The organism is Microbacterium sp. UBA3486, from assembly GCF_002377845.1.
In the GTDB taxonomy this organism is placed as follows: domain Bacteria; phylum Actinomycetota; class Actinomycetes; order Actinomycetales; family Microbacteriaceae; genus Microbacterium; species Microbacterium maritypicum_A.
In genome coordinates this window covers 21,451-41,403 of sequence record NZ_DFQP01000104.1, presented here as the reverse complement: position 1 = coordinate 41,403, position 19,953 = coordinate 21,451, and the positions used below count along the sequence as shown (strand labels likewise).

Here is a 19,953-nt window from a genome sequence, read left to right as displayed (position 1 = left end):
AAAACCTCACATCCGAAGTAATTGAGAGCTTCAGTGTGACGACCTGCGGTTTCGTCAATGCGTGAGGTTTGTTTCCCCGCTGTTACAGCGCGGCTCCGCCCGTGAACATCGCGTTACGCGCGCCTGCAGGCTTACGCAGAATGTGTCAGGGCATTGAGTCGGGAGATGGCGCGGAGGTACTTCTTGCGGTACCCGCCGGCGAGCATCTCGTCGGAGAAGACCGCGTCGAGGCCGAGCCCGGTGGCCACGATCGGGATCTGCGCGTCGTACACACGATCGACGAACGCGACGAAGCGCAGCGCCTCCGACTGATCGGTGAGCTGGCGCACGCCGCGCAGGCCCACGCTTCCCAGTCCGTCGATCAGCCTGATGTAGCGCGAGGGGTGCACCTGCGCGAGATGACGGATCAGGTCGTCGAACCGGTCGTCGGACGCTGCGCCCGCGGCGCCGGCCTTTTCGATCGCCGTCTCGTACGCGTCGTCGTCGAGCACCACCGCGTGTCCGTCGAGGGCGCGCTGGCGGAAGTCGACGCCGTCGATGCGCAGCGTCTGGAAGCTGTCGGACATCGCATGGATCTCGCGCAGGAAGTCCTGTGCGGCGAATCGCCCCTCGCCGAGCGCGTTCGGCGGGGTGTTCGAGGTCGCGGCGAGCCGGGTGCCCGTCGGCACGAGCTCCCCCAGAAGGCGGGTCATCACCATCGTGTCGCCCGGGTCGTCGAGCTCGAACTCGTCGATGCACAGCAGGTCGGCACCTTTGAGCAGATCGACGGTGTTCTTGTAGCCGAGTGCGCCGACCAGGGCGGTGTACTCGATGAACGAGCCGAAGTATTTCCGGCGGGCGGGCATCGCGTGATAGATCGAGGCGAGCAGGTGCGTCTTCCCGACGCCGAAACCACCGTCGAGGTAGACGCCGGGCTTCAGCTCGGGCTCCTTCTTCGCCCGGCTGAACAGCCCTCCGCGCTTCGCGGGGGTGCCGCGCCCGGCGAAGCGCATCAGCGTCTCCTTCGCCTCCTCCTGCGAGGGATATGCGGGATCGGCGCGATAGCTGTCGAACGTCGCGGTGTCGAACTGCGGCGGCGGCACCAGGCTCGCCAGCATCTCGGGTCCGCTGACGGTCGGCTGGCGCTCGGTGAGGTGCACGATTCCCGTGCGGCTGGTCGGGTCGGTCATCACGGTCCTGAATCAGGTGCTCACCTGTGTCGAAGTCTTACGAATCGGGCGCAGGGTGCTCGGCGGGGATCTATCGTCGAAGGGACGGATCAACACTACGCCGTCTGCAGCCGCACCCTCGTCCGCTCAAACGCTTCGGAGATCCCATGGCCATCGAGTTCGATTCCTCCTCCCCCAAGTTCGCCGAGTACGCCGAACCCGGCCGGCTCGTCACCACCGAGTGGCTCGCGGAACGGCTGGGGACTCCTGGACTCGTGGTCGTCGAGTCCGACGAAGACGTGCTCCTCTACGAAACCGGCCACATCCCGGGCGCGGTGAAGGTCGACTGGCACACCGAACTCAACGACCCGGTCGTGCGCGACTACGTCGACGGCGAGGGCTTCGCCGAGCTGCTCAGCCGCAAGGGCATAGCACGCGACGACACGGTCGTCATCTACGGCGACAAGAACAACTGGTGGGCCGCCTACGCCCTCTGGGTGTTCTCGCTGTTCGGCCACGAAGACGTGCGTCTGCTCGACGGCGGACGCGATCGGTGGATCGCCGAGGGGCGCGAGCTCACGCGTGAGGCAACGAACCGGCCGCCCACGGAGTACCCCGTCGTCGAGCGCGACGACTCGATCATCCGTGCATACAAGGAAGACGTCCTGGCCCACATCGGCAGCCCGCTGATCGATGTGCGCTCCCCAGAGGAGTACAGCGGAGAGCGCACGACGGCGCCCGCGTATCCCGAGGAGGGAACCCTCCGCGCCGGTCACATCCCGACCGCGCAGAGCGTGCCGTGGGCGAAGGCGGTGGCCGAGGACGGCGGCTTCCGCAGCCGTGCGGAGCTCGACGCGATCTACCGCGACGGCGCAGGGCTCCGCGACGGGGATGATGTCGTCGCCTACTGCCGGATCGGCGAGCGGTCGAGCCACACCTGGTTCGTGCTCAAGCACCTCCTCGGCTTCGAGAACGTGCGCAACTACGACGGATCCTGGACAGAGTGGGGCAGCGCGGTACGCGTGCCCATCGTCACCGGTTCCGAGCCCGGCACACTCTGAACATGTGACAATGACAGGGATGAGCACAAGCGACGTTCCTGACACTCTCGCCGAGATCCGCGACGGCTTCCTGGAGACCCCGGAGCCCGATCGCCTCCTGCTGCTGCTCGAGTTCTCGGACGAGCTTCCCGACGTCTCGGACGAGGTCGCGGCCCACCCGGAGATGTACGAGCGCGTCGCGGAGTGCCAGTCGCCGGTGTACATCCATGTCGAGGTGAACGATGACATCGTCACGATGCACGCGACTGCCCCGCCCGAAGCTCCGACGACCCGCGGGTTCGCAAGCATCCTGGTGCAGGGTCTCACCGGCCTCACCGCAGACGAGGTGCTCGCGATTCCCAATGACTACCCGCAGTCGATCGGTCTCACGAAGGCCGTTTCCCCTCTGCGCATCGGGGGCATGACCGGGATGCTGATGCGGGCGAAGAACCAGGTCAGCCAGAAGCGCTGAGAGCCTGTGATTCCAGCCAGTCCGTGATCGCGGTCGTCCAGCCGGTCTGGTCGTAGTTCCACAGCTTCGTGTGGCGTGCCACCGTGAACTTCGGCATCGTCACGAGATCCGGACGTGCCTCCTGCAGCGCGTGCGATGAATCCGCCGGCACGAAGCCGTCGTCGTCGCTGTGCAGGATCAGCACCGGCGCGGTCAGTTCGTCGGCACGAGCGACCATGTCCAGACGATCGAAGTGGATCGGTTCGTCCGCTCCGCTCAGGCGCGCGGTCAGAGGCATCTGGAGTGCCCCCATCGCGAGTTCCGGCAGCGGCGCACGCACGCCGGCCAGCTTCGCCTGGAACCGCAGCACCGTGCGCCAGTCGACCACGGGAGACTCGAGGATGATCCCGGCGATGCGCTCCCGGTGGCCGGACGTCACGGCGGCCTGCAGCGATACGGCACCCCCCATGGACCAGCCCATCAGGATCACCCGCTCGGCGCCGTGTCGGAGCGCATAGGCGATGGCGGCGTCGACGTCACGCCACTCCGCGGCTCCGAGGGCGTAGGCACCCGCCCTCGTGCGCGGGGCCTCGCCGTCGTTGCGGTACGACACGACCAGGTTCGGCAACCCCGCGGCGTGCAGCACCGGCACCGCCCGCAGGCACTCGGCGCGGGTCGCTCCGCGTCCGTGAACCTGGATCACCCAGGTCGATGACGACGCCGGGAAGTACCAGGCAGGACATGGCCCCGCGGGAGAGCCGATCAGCAGGTTCTCCCAGCGCAGATGGAGCTCGCTCGGGGACGAGTAGTAATAGCCGCTGAAGGCCGCGGCACGATCGACACGTGCGCCGGGTTCGATCTGGGTGAGGAGCTTGCGCCGCACGGCCGAACCATCGGCGCTGAGCACCGCCCCGAGTTTGACGTAGCCGTAGGTGCCCGTCGTGAACAGGCCGTAGCGACCGGGAAGCTCGGTGTCGGGTGTGCGCTTCAGCTCGATGGTCTGGGCGCCCGTGTCGACCGAGAGGATCTCCGTGTCGGTCGCGCGGCGCATGGGCGTGACGACCCGACGGGCCACGGCGAACACGACGAGAGCGAGCGCTGCTCCGAACGCGAACAAGGCAGGGACAAGGAGCGTAACGGCGTGCCTGAGACTCTTCATCGCTTCCTGACTCTAGCCTGTTGCCGTGACCGCACACCCCGAGGCCGGGACGCCTTTCGAGAGCGCCGTGGCCGAACTGCGCGAGACCGAGTTCCGCGATGACATCACGGTGCGCGAGATCGCCACGCCACAGGGCCTCGCGCCTTTCGCCATCGCCCTCGCCGCCGACGTGCGCCCGGAGGGTGACGGCGAGTCCGTGTACGGCACCGGCCGGTTCGTCCTGCTGCACGATCCGGACGAGCCGGGAGCCTGGGGAGGCTCGTGGCGCATCGTCATCTTCGCGCAGGCGCCGCTCGAGACCGAGATCGGCACCGATCCGCTTCTCGCCGACGTGACGTGGTCATGGCTGCTCGATGCTCTCGACTCGCGCCAAGCGGTCTATCACTCGGAATCGGGCACGTCGACGAAGACGCTGTCGAAGGGATTCGGCGGGCTCGCCGTCGAAGGAGACGGCGCCCAGATAGAATTGCGGGCGTCCTGGACTCCGGAGGGCCCGTTCCGACCGCACGTCGAAGCATGGGCCGAGCTGGTCGGAATGCTGGCGGGGCTTCCGCCCGGCTCCGAGGGCATCGCCGTGATCGGCGCGCGAAAGGCTGTACGTGACTGAATACTCCGTGATCTCGGATGCCGAGGAGTTCCGCGCAGCCTGCGCCGTGCTCGCCGCCGGTACCGGACCCGTCGCCGTGGATGTCGAGCGGGCGTCCGGCTTCCGCTATTCGCAGCGCGCCTATCTGGTGCAGGTGTTCCGTCGCGAGGCCGGCGTCTTCCTCTTCGACCCGCCGGCGATCGGCGATTTCGCACCTCTCCAGGAGGCGATCGGTGACGTGGAGTGGGTGCTCCACGCGGCGAGCCAGGACCTGCCGTCTCTTCGCGAACTGCACCTCGAACCGCCGGTGATCTTCGACACCGAGCTCGCCTCGCGCCTGCTCGGCCACGAGCGTGTCGGCCTCGGTGCCGTCGTCGAGGACACGCTGGGCATCATGCTCAAGAAGGAGCACTCCGCCGCCGATTGGTCGACTCGTCCGCTCCCCGATTCCTGGCTCGAGTACGCCGCCCTCGACGTGCTGCACCTGATCGACGTCCGCGACGTCCTCGTTCTCGAGCTCGAAGAGCAGGGCAAGACCGAGTTCGCCGCCGAAGAGTTCGCCGCCACCCTCGCCCGCGCTCCCAAACCGCCGCGCGAAGATCCCTGGCGCCGCCTCAGCGGCCTGCACCAGGTGCGTGGAGCCCGGAACCTCGCCGTCGCCCGTTCCCTCTGGCAGGCACGCGAAGCGTACGCGCAGGAGCAGGACGTCTCCCCCGGACGACTCGTGCCCGACCGCTCCCTGGTGGCGGCGGTGCTGGCGAACCCGCAGTCGAAACAGGCGCTGGCCGGCCTCAAGGAGTTCCAGGGCCGCGCGAGCCGCACGCAGCTCGACCGCTGGTGGCAGGCGATCGTCGAAGGCAGGGCATCGGAAGAGCTTCCCCGCGAACGCGTTCCGAGCGACACTCTTCCTCCCCCTCGCGCGTGGGCTGATCGGAATCCCGAAGCGGATGCACGACTCAAGGCCGCCCGTCCGGTCGTGGAGGCCGTCGCCGAGGAGCTGGGTATGCCCACCGAGAACCTCCTCACTCCGGAGTACCTGCGCCGCGTGGCCTGGGACCTGCCCGGTGAAACCCCCGAGGCGATCGCGGATGCGTTGGCAGCGCTGGGTGCCCGGCCCTGGCAGATTGCACAGACCGCACAGAAGATCGCTGCCGCCTTTGTAGAGGCGGCGCAAACGCCCGACACGACGCCCGCACCGGCTTCGTAGGTTCGACCCAACCGATTCCTCCCCGTTTCGCGGGCTTCATAGACTGAGGCCACGCACTAACTTGGAGGCAGAGTGGCCGAGATCTCGGACGTCTTCTTCGTCGATGGAGTACGCACCCCCTTCGGGCGCGCCGGCGAAAAAGGCATGTACTGGAACACCCGCGCAGATGACCTCGCCGTGAAGGCGACCATCGGCCTGATGGAGCGCAACGCCGCCGTCCCGGCAGACCGCATCGATGACGTCGCGATCGCCGCGACGAGCCAGACCGGCGACCAGGGGCTGACGCTCGGACGCTCGGTGGCGATCCTCGCCGGGCTTCCGCAGACCGTGCCCGGCCTCGCGGTCGAGCGCATGTGCGCCGGCGCCATGACGAGCGTCACGACCATGGGAGCCTCGATCGGCGTCGGCATGTACGACTTCGCCCTCGCCGGCGGTGTCGAGCACATGGGTCATCACCCGATCGGTGGCAACGCGGATCCGAACCCGCGCTTCGTCGCCGAGAAGATGGTCGACCCCGGTGCACTCAACATGGGTGTCACCGCCGAGCGCATCTTCGACCGGTTCCCGCACCTGACCAAGGAACGCTCCGACCGGTTCGGCATGCTGAGCCAGCACAAGGTGCAGGCGGCGTACGACGCCGGCAAGATCCAGCCCGACCTCGTGTCGGTCGCCACCAAGGGTGCCGACGGCGCCTGGGGTCTCGCGACCGAAGACGAGGGCCGTCGCCCGCAGACGACGATGGAAGACCTCGCGGCCCTCAAGACTCCCTTCCGTCCGCACGGGCGTGTCACGGCCGGCACCTCCTCCCCCCTCACCGACGGCGCCACGATGTCGCTGCTCGCCGGAGGTGGCGCGGTGAAGGAGTTCGGACTCGCGCCGAAGATGCGGATGGTCTCGTTCGCGTTCGCCGGCGTGCAGCCGGAGATCATGGGCATCGGACCGATTCCGTCGACCGAGAAGGCGCTCAAGAAGGCCGGACTGACGATCGCCGACATCGGGCTGTTCGAACTGAACGAGGCATTCGCCATCCAGGTGATCTCCCTGCTCGACCACTTCGGGATCGCCGATGACGACCCCCGCGTCAACCAGTGGGGCGGTGCGATCGCGCTGGGCCATCCGCTCGCGGCATCCGGTGTGCGTCTGATGATCCAGCTCGCCGCGCAGTTCGCCGAGCGTCCCGACGTCCGCTACGGTCTGACCGCCATGTGCGTCGGTCTCGGCCAAGGCGGTTCGGTCATCTGGGAGAACCCGCACTACGACGGCAAGAAGAAGAAGTGAGCGCGAACGTGACCAACTACGACGAGATCGACTTCTCCCCCATCCAGGCACTCACCGAGGGCGAGGTCATCACGCAGTCGCCGGTGCGCGACATCCGTCTCGCGTCCGGCAAGGTGCTCGCGCTGATCACGCTCGACAACGGCCGTGACCACACCCGTCCGAACACGCTGGGTCCCGCGACGCTGACGCAGCTGGGCGAGACGCTCGACGGCCTCAGGGCGCGAGCCGCGGCCGGCGAGATCCAGGCCGTCGGCATCACCGGCAAGCAGTACATCCTCGCGGCCGGCGCCGACCTGTCCGACATCAGCAAGGTCGGATCGCGCGACAACGCCCGCCTGATCGCGCAGCTCGGCCACAAGGTCCTCGGCACGCTCAGCGACCTCGGTGTGCCGTCCTTCGCCTTCGTGAACGGCCTCGCCCTGGGTGGCGGCCTGGAGATCGCCCTGAACTCCAGCTACCGCACCGTCGATTCCTCTGCTGCGGCGGTGGCTCTGCCCGAGGTCTTCCTCGGCATCATCCCCGGTTGGGGCGGCGCCTACCTGCTGCCGAACCTGATCGGCATCGAGAATGCCCTCGAGGTCGTCATCTCCAACCCGCTCAAGCAGAACCGGATGCTGAAGCCGCAGCAGGCGTTCGACCTGGGCATCTTCGACGCGATCTTCCCTGCGGCGAACTACCTCGAGAACTCGCTGGCCTGGGCGGATGCCGTCCTGGGTGGCAAGAAGGTCGAGCGCAAGAACGAGCCCGGCAAGATCGAGCGTCTCACCAAGTGGCCGATCGCCATCAAGATGGCGCGCGGGATGCTGGAGTCGAAGATCGGCACCATGCCGAAGTCGCCGTATGCGGCCCTCGACCTGCTCGACAAGGCCAAGGGCGGCACCAAGGCCGAAGGCTTCGCCCGCGAGGACGAGGCACTCGCCGAACTCGTCACGGGCGACCAGTTCGCTGCATCCATGTACGCCTTCGACCTCGTGCAGAAGCGCGCGAAGCGACCTGTCGGAGCTCCCGACAAGGCGCTGGCGAAGAAGGTCACCAAGGTCGGCATCATCGGCGCCGGTCTCATGGCGAGCCAGTTCGCACTGCTCTTCGTGCGCAAGCTCCAGGTGCCCGTGCTCATCACCGACCTGGATCAGGCACGCGTCGACAAGGGCGTCGCCTACATCCACGAGGAGATCGGCAAGCTCGAAGCGAAGGGACGCCTGGACTCCGATTCGGCGAACAAGCTGCGCGCGCTCGTCACCGGCACCACCGACAAGAGCCTGTACGCGGACTGCGACTTCGTGATCGAGGCCGTGTTCGAAGAGGTCGGGGTCAAGCAGCAGGTGTTCGGCGAGATCGAGAAGATCATCGCCGAGGACGCGATCCTCGCGACCAACACGTCGTCACTCTCCGTCGAGGAGATCGGATCGAAGCTCGCTCACCCCGAACGCCTGGTCGGCTTCCACTTCTTCAACCCTGTCGCGGTGATGCCGCTGATCGAGATCGTGAAGACACCGGCGACGGACGATGCCGCTCTGTCGACGGCGTTCGTGGTCGCGAAGAACCTCGGAAAGAACGCGGTCCTCACCGCCGACGCTCCCGGCTTCGTCGTGAACCGACTGCTCGCCAAGGTCATGGGCGAGGCGGCTCGCGCCGTCTACGAGGGCACCCCCATCGCCGATGTCGAGAAGGCCTTCGGCCCGCTCGGCCTGCCGATGGGCCCGTTCCAGTTGATCGACCTCGTCGGCTGGAAGGTCGCCGCCCACGTCCAGGACACGATGGTGAAGGCCTTCCCCGACCGCTTCTACGCCAACGAGAATTTCCATGCGCTCGCGGAGCTCGACACCGTCGTGGAGAAGGACAAGGGCGGGCGCGTCGTCGGCTGGAGCAAGCAGGCGGAGAAGGTTCTGAAGCCCGCCGTCGGCAAGAATCCCGCAACGGCGGCGACCATCCTCCAGCGTGTGCAGGACGGTCTGGCGCAGGAGATCAAGCTGATGCTCGACGAGGGCGTCGTGCCCGAGGTCGAGGACATCGACCTGTGCCTGATCCTCGGCGCCGGCTGGCCGTTCATCGACGGTGGTGCTTCACCGTACCTCGACCGTGAGGGAGCCTCGGAGCGGGCCTTCGGCGGCTCGTTCCACACCCCGCAGATCCGCGGCGTCGAGAGCCGCTGATCGTCGGACGCCATCCCGCGAAGCGCTCCACAGGATTCCTGGCGAATCCGGTGGAGCGCTTCGTCGTCCGCCGAGCCGGGAGGCCCTAGCCTGGATCGATGAGTTCTCGTCCGTCTCCGCGCACCGCCGAACAGCCGATGGCTTTCAGCTGGCGCGAGTTCTGGCGCGGTGCCGTCGCCACCTGGATCACCTTCAACGTGCTGTTCCTCCTGGTGACGACCCTCGTCCTCACCATCATGTCGCGCTCGCTGCAGGGTGTCTTCTCGATCCTGATCATGGTGGCGTGGTTCCAGCTGCTCTTCGTCGTGGCCGTCTCCGCTCTGGCGACCGTCATCGGCGGCGCGGCTGCCTTCGGGCTGGGCCGACTCCTGCGAACCACGGCGGGCATGCGCCGACACCTGGTCGCCTTCGCGGGGCTCGGTCTCATCATCGGAGCCGTGGTCATCGCGGTCGTCGGCACCTGGTCGTCGAGCGACACCGGCGAGTTCGGGTTCCTGCTGACGGACATGACCGAGCCGTACATCGCGCTGCCGCTCCTGGGTGTGAGCGCCCTCAGTGTCGCGTACGGCTGGCACTGGACCGCGTCACGGGCACTGTGCGAAGACCCTGCGCCGCAGGCCCCGATCGCCGAGACTCAGCTCGCGGGCTGAGCCGGTCGGGGGTCTTCGTCACCGCGACGAGGCCAGTACGACAACGCCCGTTCGGCCAGCGCGGTGATCGTGAGCGAGGGGTTCACGCCGGGATTCGCGGGAACGGCCGCCCCGTCGACGACGTGCAGGTCGGGATGCCCCCAGACCCGGTGATATGCGTCGACGACCCCTTCCGCCGGCGACGCCGAGATCACCGCGCCTCCGAGGAAGTGCGCCGTGAGCGGAATGCCGAACACCTCCGGCCACGATCCGCGCGCAGCCGCAGGCACTCCGCCGTCCGCCTCGACCCGCGCGGCGATCGCCGCCGCCGCGGTGTGGGCCTGGGGCAGGTGGCTCGGGTTCGGCTGCCCGTGCCCCTGCGCGCTCGTCATCACGAGGCGGCCGAAGCGGCGGCGCAGCGAGAGGGTGAGCGAGTTGTCGGCGGTCTGCATCACCAGCGCGATGATGCCGCGCTCGCTCCATCGGCGGAGGCTCCCGAGCCGCCACTGTCTCACCGGTGAGCGGAGCACCTGCGCGACCAGACGGCGCAGGCGCACGCCCAGCGGCTGTCCGCCGGGGACGATGACGGTCGCCAGCGCACCCATCAGGTTCGATCCCGGACCGTAGCGGACGTTCTCGACATGCGTGCGATCGTCGATGTGGAACGAGGTCGTGATGGCGACGCCGCGGGCGAGCTGAAGCGATTCCGGGACACTCGTGGCAACCGCTCCGTCCAGCGCCTCGGAGTTCGTGCGCGTGAGACGGCCGATCGACGTCGAGACATACGGCAGGGCTCCGGACTCCTTCATCCGATGCAGCAGCTGCTGCGTGCCCCAGGCGCCGGCAGCCAGCACGACCTGCCGGGCGGTCACGGTCCTCCGCGCCCGCCGGAACCAGGCGCCGCTGCGCTGCGTCGTCACCGCGAACCCGCCTCCGGGGAGCTCTCGCACCTCGCTGACCGTGCGCAGCGCCTCGATCGCGACCCCTCGGCGCTCCGCGAGAGGCAGGTAGTTCTTCATGAGCGTGTTCTTCGCGCCGACGCGGCATCCCACCATGCAGTTGCCACAGAGGGTGCAACCGGTGCGATCAGGGCCCTCACCACCGAAGAACGGATCCGGCGTGCGCTCCCCCGGCTTCCCGAACCAGACCCCGACGGGCGCGTGGCGGAACGTCGCACCGACGCCGAGGTCGTCCGCGGCGCCGGCCATGATCCGCTCCACCGGACCCGTGTGCGGGTAGCGCTCCACGACGCCGAGCATCCGCTTCGCCGTGGCATAGTGGGGCGCCAGCTCGGACTCCCAGTCCGCGATGCCCTGCCACTGGGGGTCCGCGAAGAAGGCCGCCCCCGGCTGGTACAGCGTGTTCGCGTAGTTGAGTGATCCGCCACCCACCCCGGCGCCCGCCAGAATCATCACGTGCGGCAGTCGGTGGATGCGCTGCACACCGTAACAGCCGAGCGCTGGTGCCCACAGGTACCGGCGGACGTTCCAGTTGGTCTTCGCGAAGTCATCGTCCTCGAAGCGGCGACCCGCCTCGTAGACGCGGACGCGGTAGCCCTTCTCCGCAAGTCGCAGAGCGGCCACGGAACCTCCGAATCCGGAACCCACGACCACGACATCCTCGTCGAACTCAGTCATCGCTCTCCTTCGGCACCATCATCGTGAGCGCACCCGGCAGCACCGCGATGGTGCACTCATCCTCGCCGATCCGCTCGCCGTCGGCATAGACCACCAGGCCGGGAGCCGACACCGTGACGGAGCGTCCACGACGATGCACCACCTCGTCGCGCGCGAGATGCGTCCCGCGGAGCAGCAGGGGGAAGAGACGCAGCAGGCGCAGTCGGCCCAACGGGGCGACACGGACGATGTCGAGGAGCCCGTCGTCGGGGAGGGCCCCGGCGCAGATCGGCATCCCGCCGCCGTAGCTGGAGGTGCTGCCGGCCGCGATCAGCGTACCCGGCTCACTTCTCGGCGGCTCGCCATCGATGGCGAGGGTGAACTCCATGGGACGCAGCCGCACGAGTTCGATCAGCAGGGCGAGGTAATAGCGAGGCGCACCGTGCGGCCAGCGGAGCCGGTTGGTGCGATCGCTGACCTTCGCGTCGAAACCCAGCGCCGCGATGGTCAGGAATTTCCTGCTGCCCTTCGCGGTGCGGACCACGCCGACGTCGATCGACCGGGGCACGCCCGTGAGAGCGAGTTCGGCGGCAGCCCGTGCGTCGCTGCGTGGGAGTCCGAGAGCGCGGGCGAGGTCGTTCCCGGTCCCGGCCGCGACCAGGACCACGGGGACCGATGCCGCACATACCGTGTCGAGCACACCGGACAGTGTGCCATCACCACCGACGACGACCAGTGCTCGCGGATCGTCTGCCACGGCCGCGACCGCGAGCCGTGCGGTGTCCTCTGCGGATCCTCCCGCATAGGCCCGCACCTCGACTCCACGATCGCGAAGATACAGAACAGCAGTCTCCGCTGCTCGCCCGCCCCGCCCTTTGCCGGAGAACGGATTCGCGAGCACGGCGATGTGCTCGGCCATGTCAGAGCGTCCGCTCGATCGGGATCACGGCACCCGGGTTGAGGATGCCCGACGGATCGAGTTCGCGCTTGATCGCACGGAGGATACGGACGCCCGTCTCGCCGATCTCCGCACGGAGCCAGGGCGCATGATCCCTGCCGACCGCGTGGTGATGGCTGATGGTCCCACCCGACGCGACGATCGCATCGTTGACACGCGCCTTCACGACATTCCACACACCGAGCGGGTCCGAACGGATGCCGGCGAGCACGGTGAAGTACAGGGAAGCCCCGGTCGGGTAGATGTGGGAGACGTGGCACATGATGTACGACTTCGCCCCGGCGTCGGCGAAGCCGTCTTTGAGTGCAGAGTCGACCGCCGAACGCAGTGTCTGCAGGTTCGACCATATGGTCGCGGTCTCGAGCGTCTCGCAGAAGACACCGGCGTCGAGCAGCGAATCCCGCAGGTAGGGGCCGTCGAACCGACCTTTCAGCCAGTCCTCCGCTGCCCCTTCACCTGCCGAGACTCCGCCGGCCGCAGCGAGCTGGATACTGGCGCGGGCACGCCGCTCGGCGATACCGTCACCTTCGTACACGGTCACCACGCTGGCGCCCTTCGCGAGAGCCCTGCCGATCTTGCCGACCTGCGCGAGACTCACCGCCGTCTCCGCTTCGTCGGAGAGCCGGATGACGGTGGGGCCATCGCCCTGCTGCGCGACCCGCCGCAGCCCCTCGGCGCCGCTGGTGAAGTCGGGGAAGGACCAGGATTCGAACACGCGGTCGCGCGGGATCCGATGCACCCGCACCCGTACCTCGGTGATCACGCCGAAGATGCCCTCGGAGCCGAGGAACACCCTGATCAGGTCTGGCCCTGCGGCGGAACCGGGCGAGCGCCCGAGCTCGATGTCGCCGGTCGGCGTCGCCACTCTGATCCCGGTCACCATCGTGTCGAAGCGCCCGTTGCCCGCCGAGTTCTGTCCCGAAGACCGGGCCGCCGCGAATCCGCCGATCGTGGCGTAGCGGAAGCTCTGAGGGAAGTGGCCGAGTTCGAAGCCGTGCGCGGACAGCGATGCTTCCGCCTCCGGCCCCGTCGTCCCCGCCGCGAACAGGGCTTCGCCGCTGAACTCATCCAGCCGGATCAGACCGCCGAGACGTCGCAGGTCGAGGCTCACGACCGCATGATGCGTGCCCCGCTCGGGCTCCAGCGCTCCTACGACGCTCGTGCCGCCCCCGAAGGGGATCACCGCGATCCCTCGCGCGACCGCGATGTCGAGGCACGCGCGCACCTCTTCGTGATCGGCAGGACGGAGGACGGCATCCGGCGCCTCCTGACGCACCTCGCGACGACGGAGGAGGTCGGGTGTCGAACGCCCACCTGCGTGGCGGATGCGCGCCTCGGCTGCATCATCGATGTTCGTCGGGCCGAGCGCGGCGCTGAACGCCGCATGATCCTCAGCGGTCAGCCGCGGAGGATCGAGCTGCACGTGCGCGAGCTCGATCGCCGGTCCGGGCTTGCGCACTCGCCCCAGCAGCATCGGCAGCAGCGCGCGCACCGCCAAGGGCAGGTCCTTCGCCTTGGCCGGATCACCCCAGCCGTTCCATCTCATCGACGGGTCCGCATCGACCCTGCCACTGTCTTGGCCCATGCGTTACAGTGTGACACATCATGGAAGAACGTCAACCACAATGGGATGCGACACAGACGCGGATCCTCGACGCCGCCGACGCGCTGATCGAGCGTCGCGGCGTGCACGGCGTCACCATCGCCGAGCTCGCCCGTCGCGCCGATCTCAGTCGCCCCACGATCTACCGCAACTGGAGCGATGCCGATGATGTCGTCCGCGCCGCGCTGCTGCGGCGCGTCGACGGCATCCTGGGCACCTTCCCCGCGGAAGCGCGCACCCGGACGGTCCTCGTCGACGACGTCCTCCATTTCACGACGCTCTTCCGCAATGACACCCTCTACGGGCGTCTGCTCGCCGATGAACCCGAAGCCTTCACCCGCTACACGCTGCAGCGCGTGGGATCGAGCCAGCGCTTGATCCTCGAGTGGCTCGCCACGGCGATCGGCACCGCACAGGCCGACGGCTCGGTCAGATCAGGACCGCCGCAGGAGATCGCGGTCATGCTGCTGCTCATCGCGCAGTCCGCGGTCCTCTCCCACGGCACCGTGGCAGACCTCATCTCGGAGAACGCGTGGGAGCGCGAACTGCGGGCCGCACTCGACGGGCTGCTCCGCCCATGACCCCGGAGTCATCGGCGCTCAACGTCGCGCGACGGAGGATCGAACTCGCGCGCGCAGCCGACGAGACGGTCGACGTCCTCGTCGTCGGGGGCGGTATCACGGGCGTGGGTGTCGCTCTGGACGCCGTCTCGCGCGGGCTCCGTGTGACGCTGATCGAAGCCGAGGATCTCGCCTTCGGGACCAGCCGCTTCAGCTCGAAGCTCGTGCACGGCGGCCTGCGCTACCTCGCGACCGGTGACATCGCGACCGCGCGAGAGAGCGCACACGAGCGACATCTCCTGATGACCACGATCGCCCCGCATCTGATCCGCCCGCTCGGACAGCTCCTGCCCTTCTCCCGCGGAGTCACGCTCCGCCAGCGCACTGCGGGCGCCGTCGGGATGGGGCTGGGAGATCTGCTCCGCATGCGCGCGCACACCACCCGCACGACGCTGCCTGCCCCCGCTCTCGTGTCCGCGCGCTCCGCCACCCGCCTGGTGCCTGCGCTCGACCCTCACGGCCTCCGCGGCGGAATACTGTCCTTCGACGGCCAGCTGGTCGACGACGCGCGGCTCGTGGCGACCGTCGCCCGCACGGCGGCATCTCTTGGCGCTCGCATCCTCACCCGCGTCCGCGCGGTCGTGTTGCGGGAAGACGGCGCATCGGTCGAGGAGACGACCACGGGCGAGCGGTTCGACATCAGAGCCCGCGCCGTCATCAACGCGACCGGCGTCTGGGCGGGTGCGCTCGATCAGACGATCCACGTGCGCCCGAGCCGAGGGACGCACATCGTCCTCGCCGCCGCCGACCTGGGTTCGCCATCGACCGCGCTCACCATCCCGCACGAGGGATCGATCAGTCGCTACGTCTTCGCGCTGCCGCAGGGCTTCGGCCGCGTGATCGTCGGCCTCACCGACGAAGACTCCCCCGGTATCGTGCCGCGTGTCGCCCGGCCGACGGAGCCGGAGATCGATTTCCTGCTGCAGAACCTCAATCGCGTGATCGCTGCTCCCCTCGGCCGCGATCGGGTGCGGGGTGCGTTCGCCGGCCTGCGTCCGCTGGTCGACAGCGGGACGGTCTCCACCGCCGATGTCTCTCGCCGGCATCTGGTGACGGTATCCACCGCCGGATTCGTCACGGTGCTCGGAGGAAAGCTGACCACCTACCGCCGGATGGCCGAGGATGCCGTGGACCTCGCGGGACGCACCCGCGGACTGCAGTCGAGGCCGAGCCGCACGGCGTCGCTGCGCCTCGTCGATCGGTCGGTGCCCGCCTCGGATGACGTGCTCGACGACGCCACGGGCTTGACCGCCGCGGAGGTCGAGTTCGCCGTTCGCACGGAGGGCGCGATGACCGTCGATGACGTCCTCGACAGGCGCACCCGTGTCGGACTCGTGGATGCCGATCGCGCACGCTGCCACGCGGCCGTCGAGGACGTCGTCGCCCGCACTCTCGCCGACCTCGCCTGACCCGCTGCGGCGAATCCTGAGCGGTGCGTATCCAGCGCACAGCGTCGCAGGTAACGTGCGCGGAACAGCGCATGAACTCCCCCGCCCGACCCGTCTCGAAGGCGACACAGCACCCGGCGACCCTGCACAGTGGTGACATGGACATGCTCTTCACGATGCTGGGCAGCAAGGGGATGTCGGGTCTGCTGAAGACCGGAACGGCGATCCTCACCACCCTTCTGGTCCTCCCCGCCCTCCTCAAGCTCTTCATCGTCACCGTCGACGAGGGGTGGGCGGCGATCCGGACGCGCAACGGCAAGCCGATCATCCGCAACCGCCCGCAGCGTCGTCCGCGGAACCGCGGCGGGGCCGTCGGAGAGGTCGTCGTTCTTGACCCGGGCTCGCACGGAGCATTCCCGCTGTTCTACTGGTACAAGCTCATCGACGTCCGTTGCCGCGCGACCGATCTGCCCGCGCGAGAGATGAGCGGCGCGAGCGGACACCAGCACCGCGTGCACGCCTCGTTCGAGTGGCGCCCGATACCGACGGGAAGCGACCTTCGCGTGTTCGAGCTCGACGTCGTGAACGTCAAGGAGCGAGCCTCGAACATCGTCGGCGCCGCGCTGAGGGACGTGATCCGTGGTCTCGAGGGAGCCGAGCTGCCGCACAACGACGAGATCAACACCCGAGTGATCGCGGCCAGCGCCGCGGAAGTGCGTCGCGCCTGCGGCGTCGAGCTGGTGCGGGTCATGGTCACCGGCGACGCACTCACCGACGGTTACCTGCTGTCGACCGCACTCCGAGACGTCGATCGCGGAGCACAGGCCGTCGCCGCGTTGCACGCTCTGAACTGACGCCTGCGCGCAGGGCGTTCCGAAGGGTCGGAGCGAGCGTCAGTGCCGTTCGTGCAGCGGAAGATCGATGGTTCCTGTCTCTCCCGCGTGACGCGCCTTCGGGATTCGCGTCCCGAGCACCTGCGACACGATGTCCTGTGCGATCTTCGGCGCCGTGAGGCCGGCGTCGACGAGGATCTGATCACGCGATGCGTGGTCGATGAACTCGTCGGGAAGACCCAGCTCGTCCACCGCGGTGTCGATGCCCGCCTCGCGAAGGACCTGACGTACCCGGGTGCCGATGCCTCCGACCCGGATGCCGTCTTCGAGGGTGATCACGAGGCGGTGATGGGCGGCGAGTTCCACGATCGACGGCTGCACCGGAATAGCCCAGCGCGGGTCGATGACCGTCGCGCCGATCCCCTGCGCTCGGAGGCGGTCCGCGACATCGAGGGCGAGTTCGGCGAATGGTCCGATGGCGACGATCAGGACGTCTTCGGATTCGCCGCGGGCGAGCACGTCGACGCCGTCGCTCAGGCGTTCGATCGCGGGAAGATCGACGGCGACCTCGCCCTTCGGGAAGCGGATGACCGTCGGAGCGTCTTCGACGTCGACGGCCTCGCCGAGGGCCTCCGTCAGCCGCGCCCCATCACGCGGCGCGGCGATGCGGATGTGCGGGACGATCTGCAGCATCGCGAGATCCCACATGCCGTGGTGGCTGGGACCATCGGGACCGGTGACGCCCGCTCGATCGAGGACGAAGGTGACTCCGGCACGGTGCAGAGCCACGTCCATCAGCACTTGGTCGAAGGCGCGTCCCATGAACGTGGCGTACAGGGCGACGACGGGGTGCAAGCCCCCGTAGGCCAGACCAGCCGCTGACGCCACCGCGTGCTGTTCTGCGATGCCCACGTCATAGACGCGATCGGGGAAGCGTTCGGCGAACGGCGCGAGGCCGGTGGGGCGCAGCATCGCAGCCGTCATCGCGATCACGTCGTCGCGCTGCTCGCCGACGGCCACCAACGCGTCGGAGAACACATCGGTCCACCCACGCCCACCGGACGACAGGGTCTCCCCGGTCGTGGGGTCGATCTTGCCGACGGCGTGGAACTGATCGGCTTCGTCGTCGCGGGCCGGCTGGTAGCCACGGCCCTTCTCTGTGATGGTGTGGACGATGACGGGCGCACCGTAGGACTTCGCCAACTCCAGAGTCTCGAGGAGCGCAGGAAGATCGTGGCCGTCGACCGGACCGAGGTACTTGATGTCGAGGTTGGAGTACAGCGCCTCGTTGTTGGTGAACCGCGACAGGAAGCCGTGCGTGCCTCCGCGGACGCCGCGGAACACCGCACGTCCCACGGGACCGAAAGCGCGGAACAGGCGATCGGACCGCTGGTGGAGGTCCTTGTAGGCCGCTGCCGTGCGCACGCGGTTGAGGTACCGCGACATGCCGCCGATCGTCGGCGCATAGGACCGTCCGTTGTCGTTGACGACGATGACCAGGTTGCGATCGTTGTCGTCGGAGATGTTGTTCAACGCCTCCCAGGTCATGCCGCCGGTCAGCGCGCCGTCGCCGACGACCGCGACCACGTGCCGATCCGCGCGACCGGTGGCCGTCAAGGCCCGGGAGATGCCGTCCGCCCAGCTGAGCGAACTGGAGGCGTGCGACGACTCCACCACATCATGGGCGCTCTCGCCCCGCTGCGGGTACCCGGCGAGTCCACCGCGCACGCGCAGCGCCGAGAAGTCCTGGCGCCCGGTGAGGAGCTTGTGCACGTAGGACTGGTGTCCGGTGTCGAAGATGAAGGGGTCGTCCGGGGAGGAGAAAACTCGATGGAGAGCGATCGTGAGTTCGACGACGCCGAGGTTGGGGCCGAGGTGGCCGCCCGTTCTGGACACGTTCTCGACCAGGAACGTGCGGATCTCCGCAGCGAGTTCGGTCAACAGGTCGGTCGAGAGTGCATCGAGATCACGGGGTCCAGAGATGCTCGGAAGAATGGGCATCTGCACCTCCTCACAGGCTCCGTCAGAAGCGCCCGACGACGGTGCGAGCGCCCCTCGATCCTACCCCGCCGGACTCGGAGAGCACGGTGAATCGGAGCCCCTTGACAGGAAGGGCCGGCACGATGAAGGGGCCCGGGTCCGCAGACCCGAGCCCCTTCACTTCATGCGATCAGACCAGTGAACGCAGCACGTACTGCAGGATGCCGCCGTTGCGGTAGTAGTCGGCTTCGCCGGGGGTGTCGATGCGGACGACCGCATCGAACTCCACCGGCTGCTTGCCCTCGGGCGAGTTCTCGCTCGGGGTGGCCGTGACCTTGACCGTCTTGGGCGTGACACCGTTGTTGAGCTCTTCCAGACCCGAGATCGAGACGATCTCGGTTCCGTCGAGGCCCAGCGACTCCCAGCTCTCGCCGGCGGGGAACTGCAGCGGGACGACGCCCATNNCGGTGGATGCGCTCGAAGCTCTCGGTGATGACCGCCTTGACGCCCAGCAGGCTCGTGCCCTTGGCCGCCCAGTCACGCGACGAACCCGAGCCGTATTCCTTGCCCCCGAAGATGACGAGGGGCGTGCCCTGCTCCTGGTAGTTCATGCTCGCGTCGTAGATGTACGACTGCGGGCCACCGGGCTGCGTGAAGTCGCGGGTGAAGCCACCCTCGACGACCTGCCCGTCGTTCACGGCAGCGACCATCGCGTTCTTCAGACGGATGTTCGCGAAGGTTCCGCGGATCATGACCTCGTGGTTGCCGCGACGCGAGCCGAAGGAGTTGAAGTCCTTGCGGTCCACGCCGTGCTCCGTGAGGTACTGCGCCGCGGGCGTTCCGGCCTTGATGTTCCCGGCGGGCGAGATGTGGTCGGTGGTGACCGAGTCGCCGAGCGTCGCCATCACGCGCGCACCCTCGATGTCCTTCACCGGGGTGAGCTCCATCGTCATGCCCTCGAAGTACGGCGCCTTGCGCACGTACGTGGAGTTCTCGTCCCACTGGAAGATCGCGTCGTCCGGAGTGGGCAGGCTGCGCCAGCGCTCGTCACCGTCGAAGACCGTCGCGTACTGCTTGATGAACTGCTCGCGCGAGATCGAGGAGTCGACGAGTTCCTGCACCTCAGCCGGGGTCGGCCAGATGTCCTTCAGGAAGACGTCTTCGCCGTCGGTGCCCTTGCCGAGCGCGTCGTTCTCGAAGTCGAAGTGCATCGACCCGGCCAGCGCGTACGCGATGACCAGCGGCGGGCTGGCGAGGTAGTTCATCTTCACGTCGGGGCTGATGCGACCCTCGAAGTTGCGGTT

16 protein-coding genes and 1 pseudogene are annotated in these 19,953 nt (G+C 68.2%); 10 read left to right on the top strand and 7 right to left on the bottom strand.

Annotated elements, in window-relative coordinates:
- Nucleotides 1–131: 131 nt before the first annotated feature.
- On the bottom strand, nucleotides 132–1,169 hold the full coding sequence (gene zapE / locus B2869_RS16325) for a cell division protein ZapE (RefSeq protein WP_021200664.1): 1,038 nt from the start codon (nucleotides 1,167–1,169) through the stop codon (nucleotides 132–134).
- A gap of 146 nt (nucleotides 1,170–1,315) precedes the next feature.
- Here zapE and B2869_RS16320 point away from each other — a divergent pair, with 146 nt between their 5' ends.
- Nucleotides 1,316–2,209 carry a sulfurtransferase gene (locus tag B2869_RS16320; protein ID WP_021200665.1) on the top strand — a complete coding sequence of 298 codons (894 nt, stop codon included), beginning with the start codon at nucleotides 1,316–1,318 and terminating at the stop codon, nucleotides 2,207–2,209.
- A gap of 19 nt (nucleotides 2,210–2,228) precedes the next feature.
- Nucleotides 2,229–2,660, top strand: a complete 432-nt coding sequence (locus tag B2869_RS16315; RefSeq protein WP_021200666.1) for a SufE family protein — start codon at nucleotides 2,229–2,231, stop codon at nucleotides 2,658–2,660.
- Here the strand turns inward: B2869_RS16315 and B2869_RS16310 are convergent.
- Nucleotides 2,644–3,798, bottom strand: a complete 1,155-nt coding sequence (locus B2869_RS16310) for an alpha/beta hydrolase family protein (protein WP_029265323.1) — start codon at nucleotides 3,796–3,798, stop codon at nucleotides 2,644–2,646. The two genes, B2869_RS16315 and B2869_RS16310, sit on opposite strands and share 17 nt — an antisense overlap.
- A gap of 25 nt (nucleotides 3,799–3,823) precedes the next feature.
- Between B2869_RS16310 and B2869_RS16305 the strand changes: the two genes are divergently transcribed.
- The 5 genes from B2869_RS16305 (at nucleotide 3,824) to B2869_RS16285 (ending at nucleotide 9,672) form a co-directional block, all read left to right on the top strand.
- Nucleotides 3,824–4,405: a DUF3000 domain-containing protein gene (locus B2869_RS16305; protein WP_292768864.1), complete on the top strand. Its 582-nt coding sequence runs from the start codon at nucleotides 3,824–3,826 to the stop codon at nucleotides 4,403–4,405.
- The gene (locus B2869_RS16300) at nucleotides 4,398–5,591 is read left to right on the top strand and encodes a ribonuclease D (RefSeq protein WP_292768861.1); all 1,194 of its coding nucleotides are present in this window, start codon (nucleotides 4,398–4,400) and stop codon (nucleotides 5,589–5,591) included. Before B2869_RS16305 ends, B2869_RS16300 begins: the two co-directional genes overlap by 8 nt.
- A gap of 72 nt (nucleotides 5,592–5,663) precedes the next feature.
- Nucleotides 5,664–6,869 carry a thiolase family protein gene (locus tag B2869_RS16295; protein WP_021200670.1) on the top strand — a complete coding sequence of 402 codons (1,206 nt, stop codon included), beginning with the start codon at nucleotides 5,664–5,666 and terminating at the stop codon, nucleotides 6,867–6,869.
- 8 nt (nucleotides 6,870–6,877) lie between these two features.
- The gene (locus tag B2869_RS16290) at nucleotides 6,878–9,022 is read left to right on the top strand and encodes a 3-hydroxyacyl-CoA dehydrogenase NAD-binding domain-containing protein (RefSeq protein WP_292768959.1); all 2,145 of its coding nucleotides are present in this window, start codon (nucleotides 6,878–6,880) and stop codon (nucleotides 9,020–9,022) included.
- 98 nt (nucleotides 9,023–9,120) lie between these two features.
- Nucleotides 9,121–9,672 (top strand): hypothetical protein, encoded by a 552-nt coding sequence (locus B2869_RS16285; protein ID WP_292768856.1) that lies wholly within the window; start codon nucleotides 9,121–9,123, stop codon nucleotides 9,670–9,672.
- On the opposite strand, the gene B2869_RS16280 is transcribed toward B2869_RS16285, so the two are convergent.
- From B2869_RS16280 to B2869_RS16270, 3 genes are read right to left on the bottom strand one after another with little or no spacing between them, the layout of a single operon-like run.
- Nucleotides 9,657–11,288 carry a GMC family oxidoreductase gene (locus B2869_RS16280; RefSeq protein ID WP_292768853.1) on the bottom strand — a complete coding sequence of 544 codons (1,632 nt, stop codon included), beginning with the start codon at nucleotides 11,286–11,288 and terminating at the stop codon, nucleotides 9,657–9,659. The two genes, B2869_RS16285 and B2869_RS16280, sit on opposite strands and share 16 nt — an antisense overlap.
- On the bottom strand, nucleotides 11,281–12,186 hold the full coding sequence (locus tag B2869_RS16275; RefSeq protein WP_292768850.1) for a YegS/Rv2252/BmrU family lipid kinase: 906 nt from the start codon (nucleotides 12,184–12,186) through the stop codon (nucleotides 11,281–11,283). The genes B2869_RS16280 and B2869_RS16275 overlap by 8 nt, the downstream gene beginning before the upstream one ends.
- 1 nt (nucleotide 12,187) lies before the next feature.
- Entirely contained in the window at nucleotides 12,188–13,810 is a 1,623-nt protein-coding gene (locus B2869_RS16270; protein WP_292768847.1) for an FAD-binding oxidoreductase, read from the bottom strand.
- Nucleotides 13,811–13,830: 20 nt separating this feature from the next.
- Between B2869_RS16270 and B2869_RS16265 the strand changes: the two genes are divergently transcribed.
- From B2869_RS16265 to B2869_RS16255, 3 genes are all read left to right on the top strand, one after another.
- Nucleotides 13,831–14,409, top strand: a complete 579-nt coding sequence (locus tag B2869_RS16265) for a TetR/AcrR family transcriptional regulator (protein WP_292768844.1) — start codon at nucleotides 13,831–13,833, stop codon at nucleotides 14,407–14,409.
- Nucleotides 14,406–15,857, top strand: coding sequence for a glycerol-3-phosphate dehydrogenase/oxidase (locus B2869_RS16260; protein WP_292768841.1), 1,452 nt, complete (start codon nucleotides 14,406–14,408; stop codon nucleotides 15,855–15,857). Before B2869_RS16265 ends, B2869_RS16260 begins: the two co-directional genes overlap by 4 nt.
- A 71-nt stretch (nucleotides 15,858–15,928) precedes the next feature.
- Nucleotides 15,929–16,690 carry an SPFH domain-containing protein gene (locus tag B2869_RS16255; protein ID WP_292768838.1) on the top strand — a complete coding sequence of 254 codons (762 nt, stop codon included), beginning with the start codon at nucleotides 15,929–15,931 and terminating at the stop codon, nucleotides 16,688–16,690.
- A gap of 39 nt (nucleotides 16,691–16,729) precedes the next feature.
- Here the strand turns inward: B2869_RS16255 and dxs are convergent, their stop codons facing one another.
- A complete protein-coding gene (dxs, locus tag B2869_RS16250; RefSeq protein WP_292768835.1) occupies nucleotides 16,730–18,670 on the bottom strand; it encodes a 1-deoxy-D-xylulose-5-phosphate synthase in 1,941 nt (646 codons plus the stop codon).
- Nucleotides 18,671–18,839: 169 nt separating this feature from the next.
- Nucleotides 18,840–19,953 (bottom strand): annotated as a pseudogene (locus B2869_RS16245) (aconitase family protein); the annotation flags it as partial.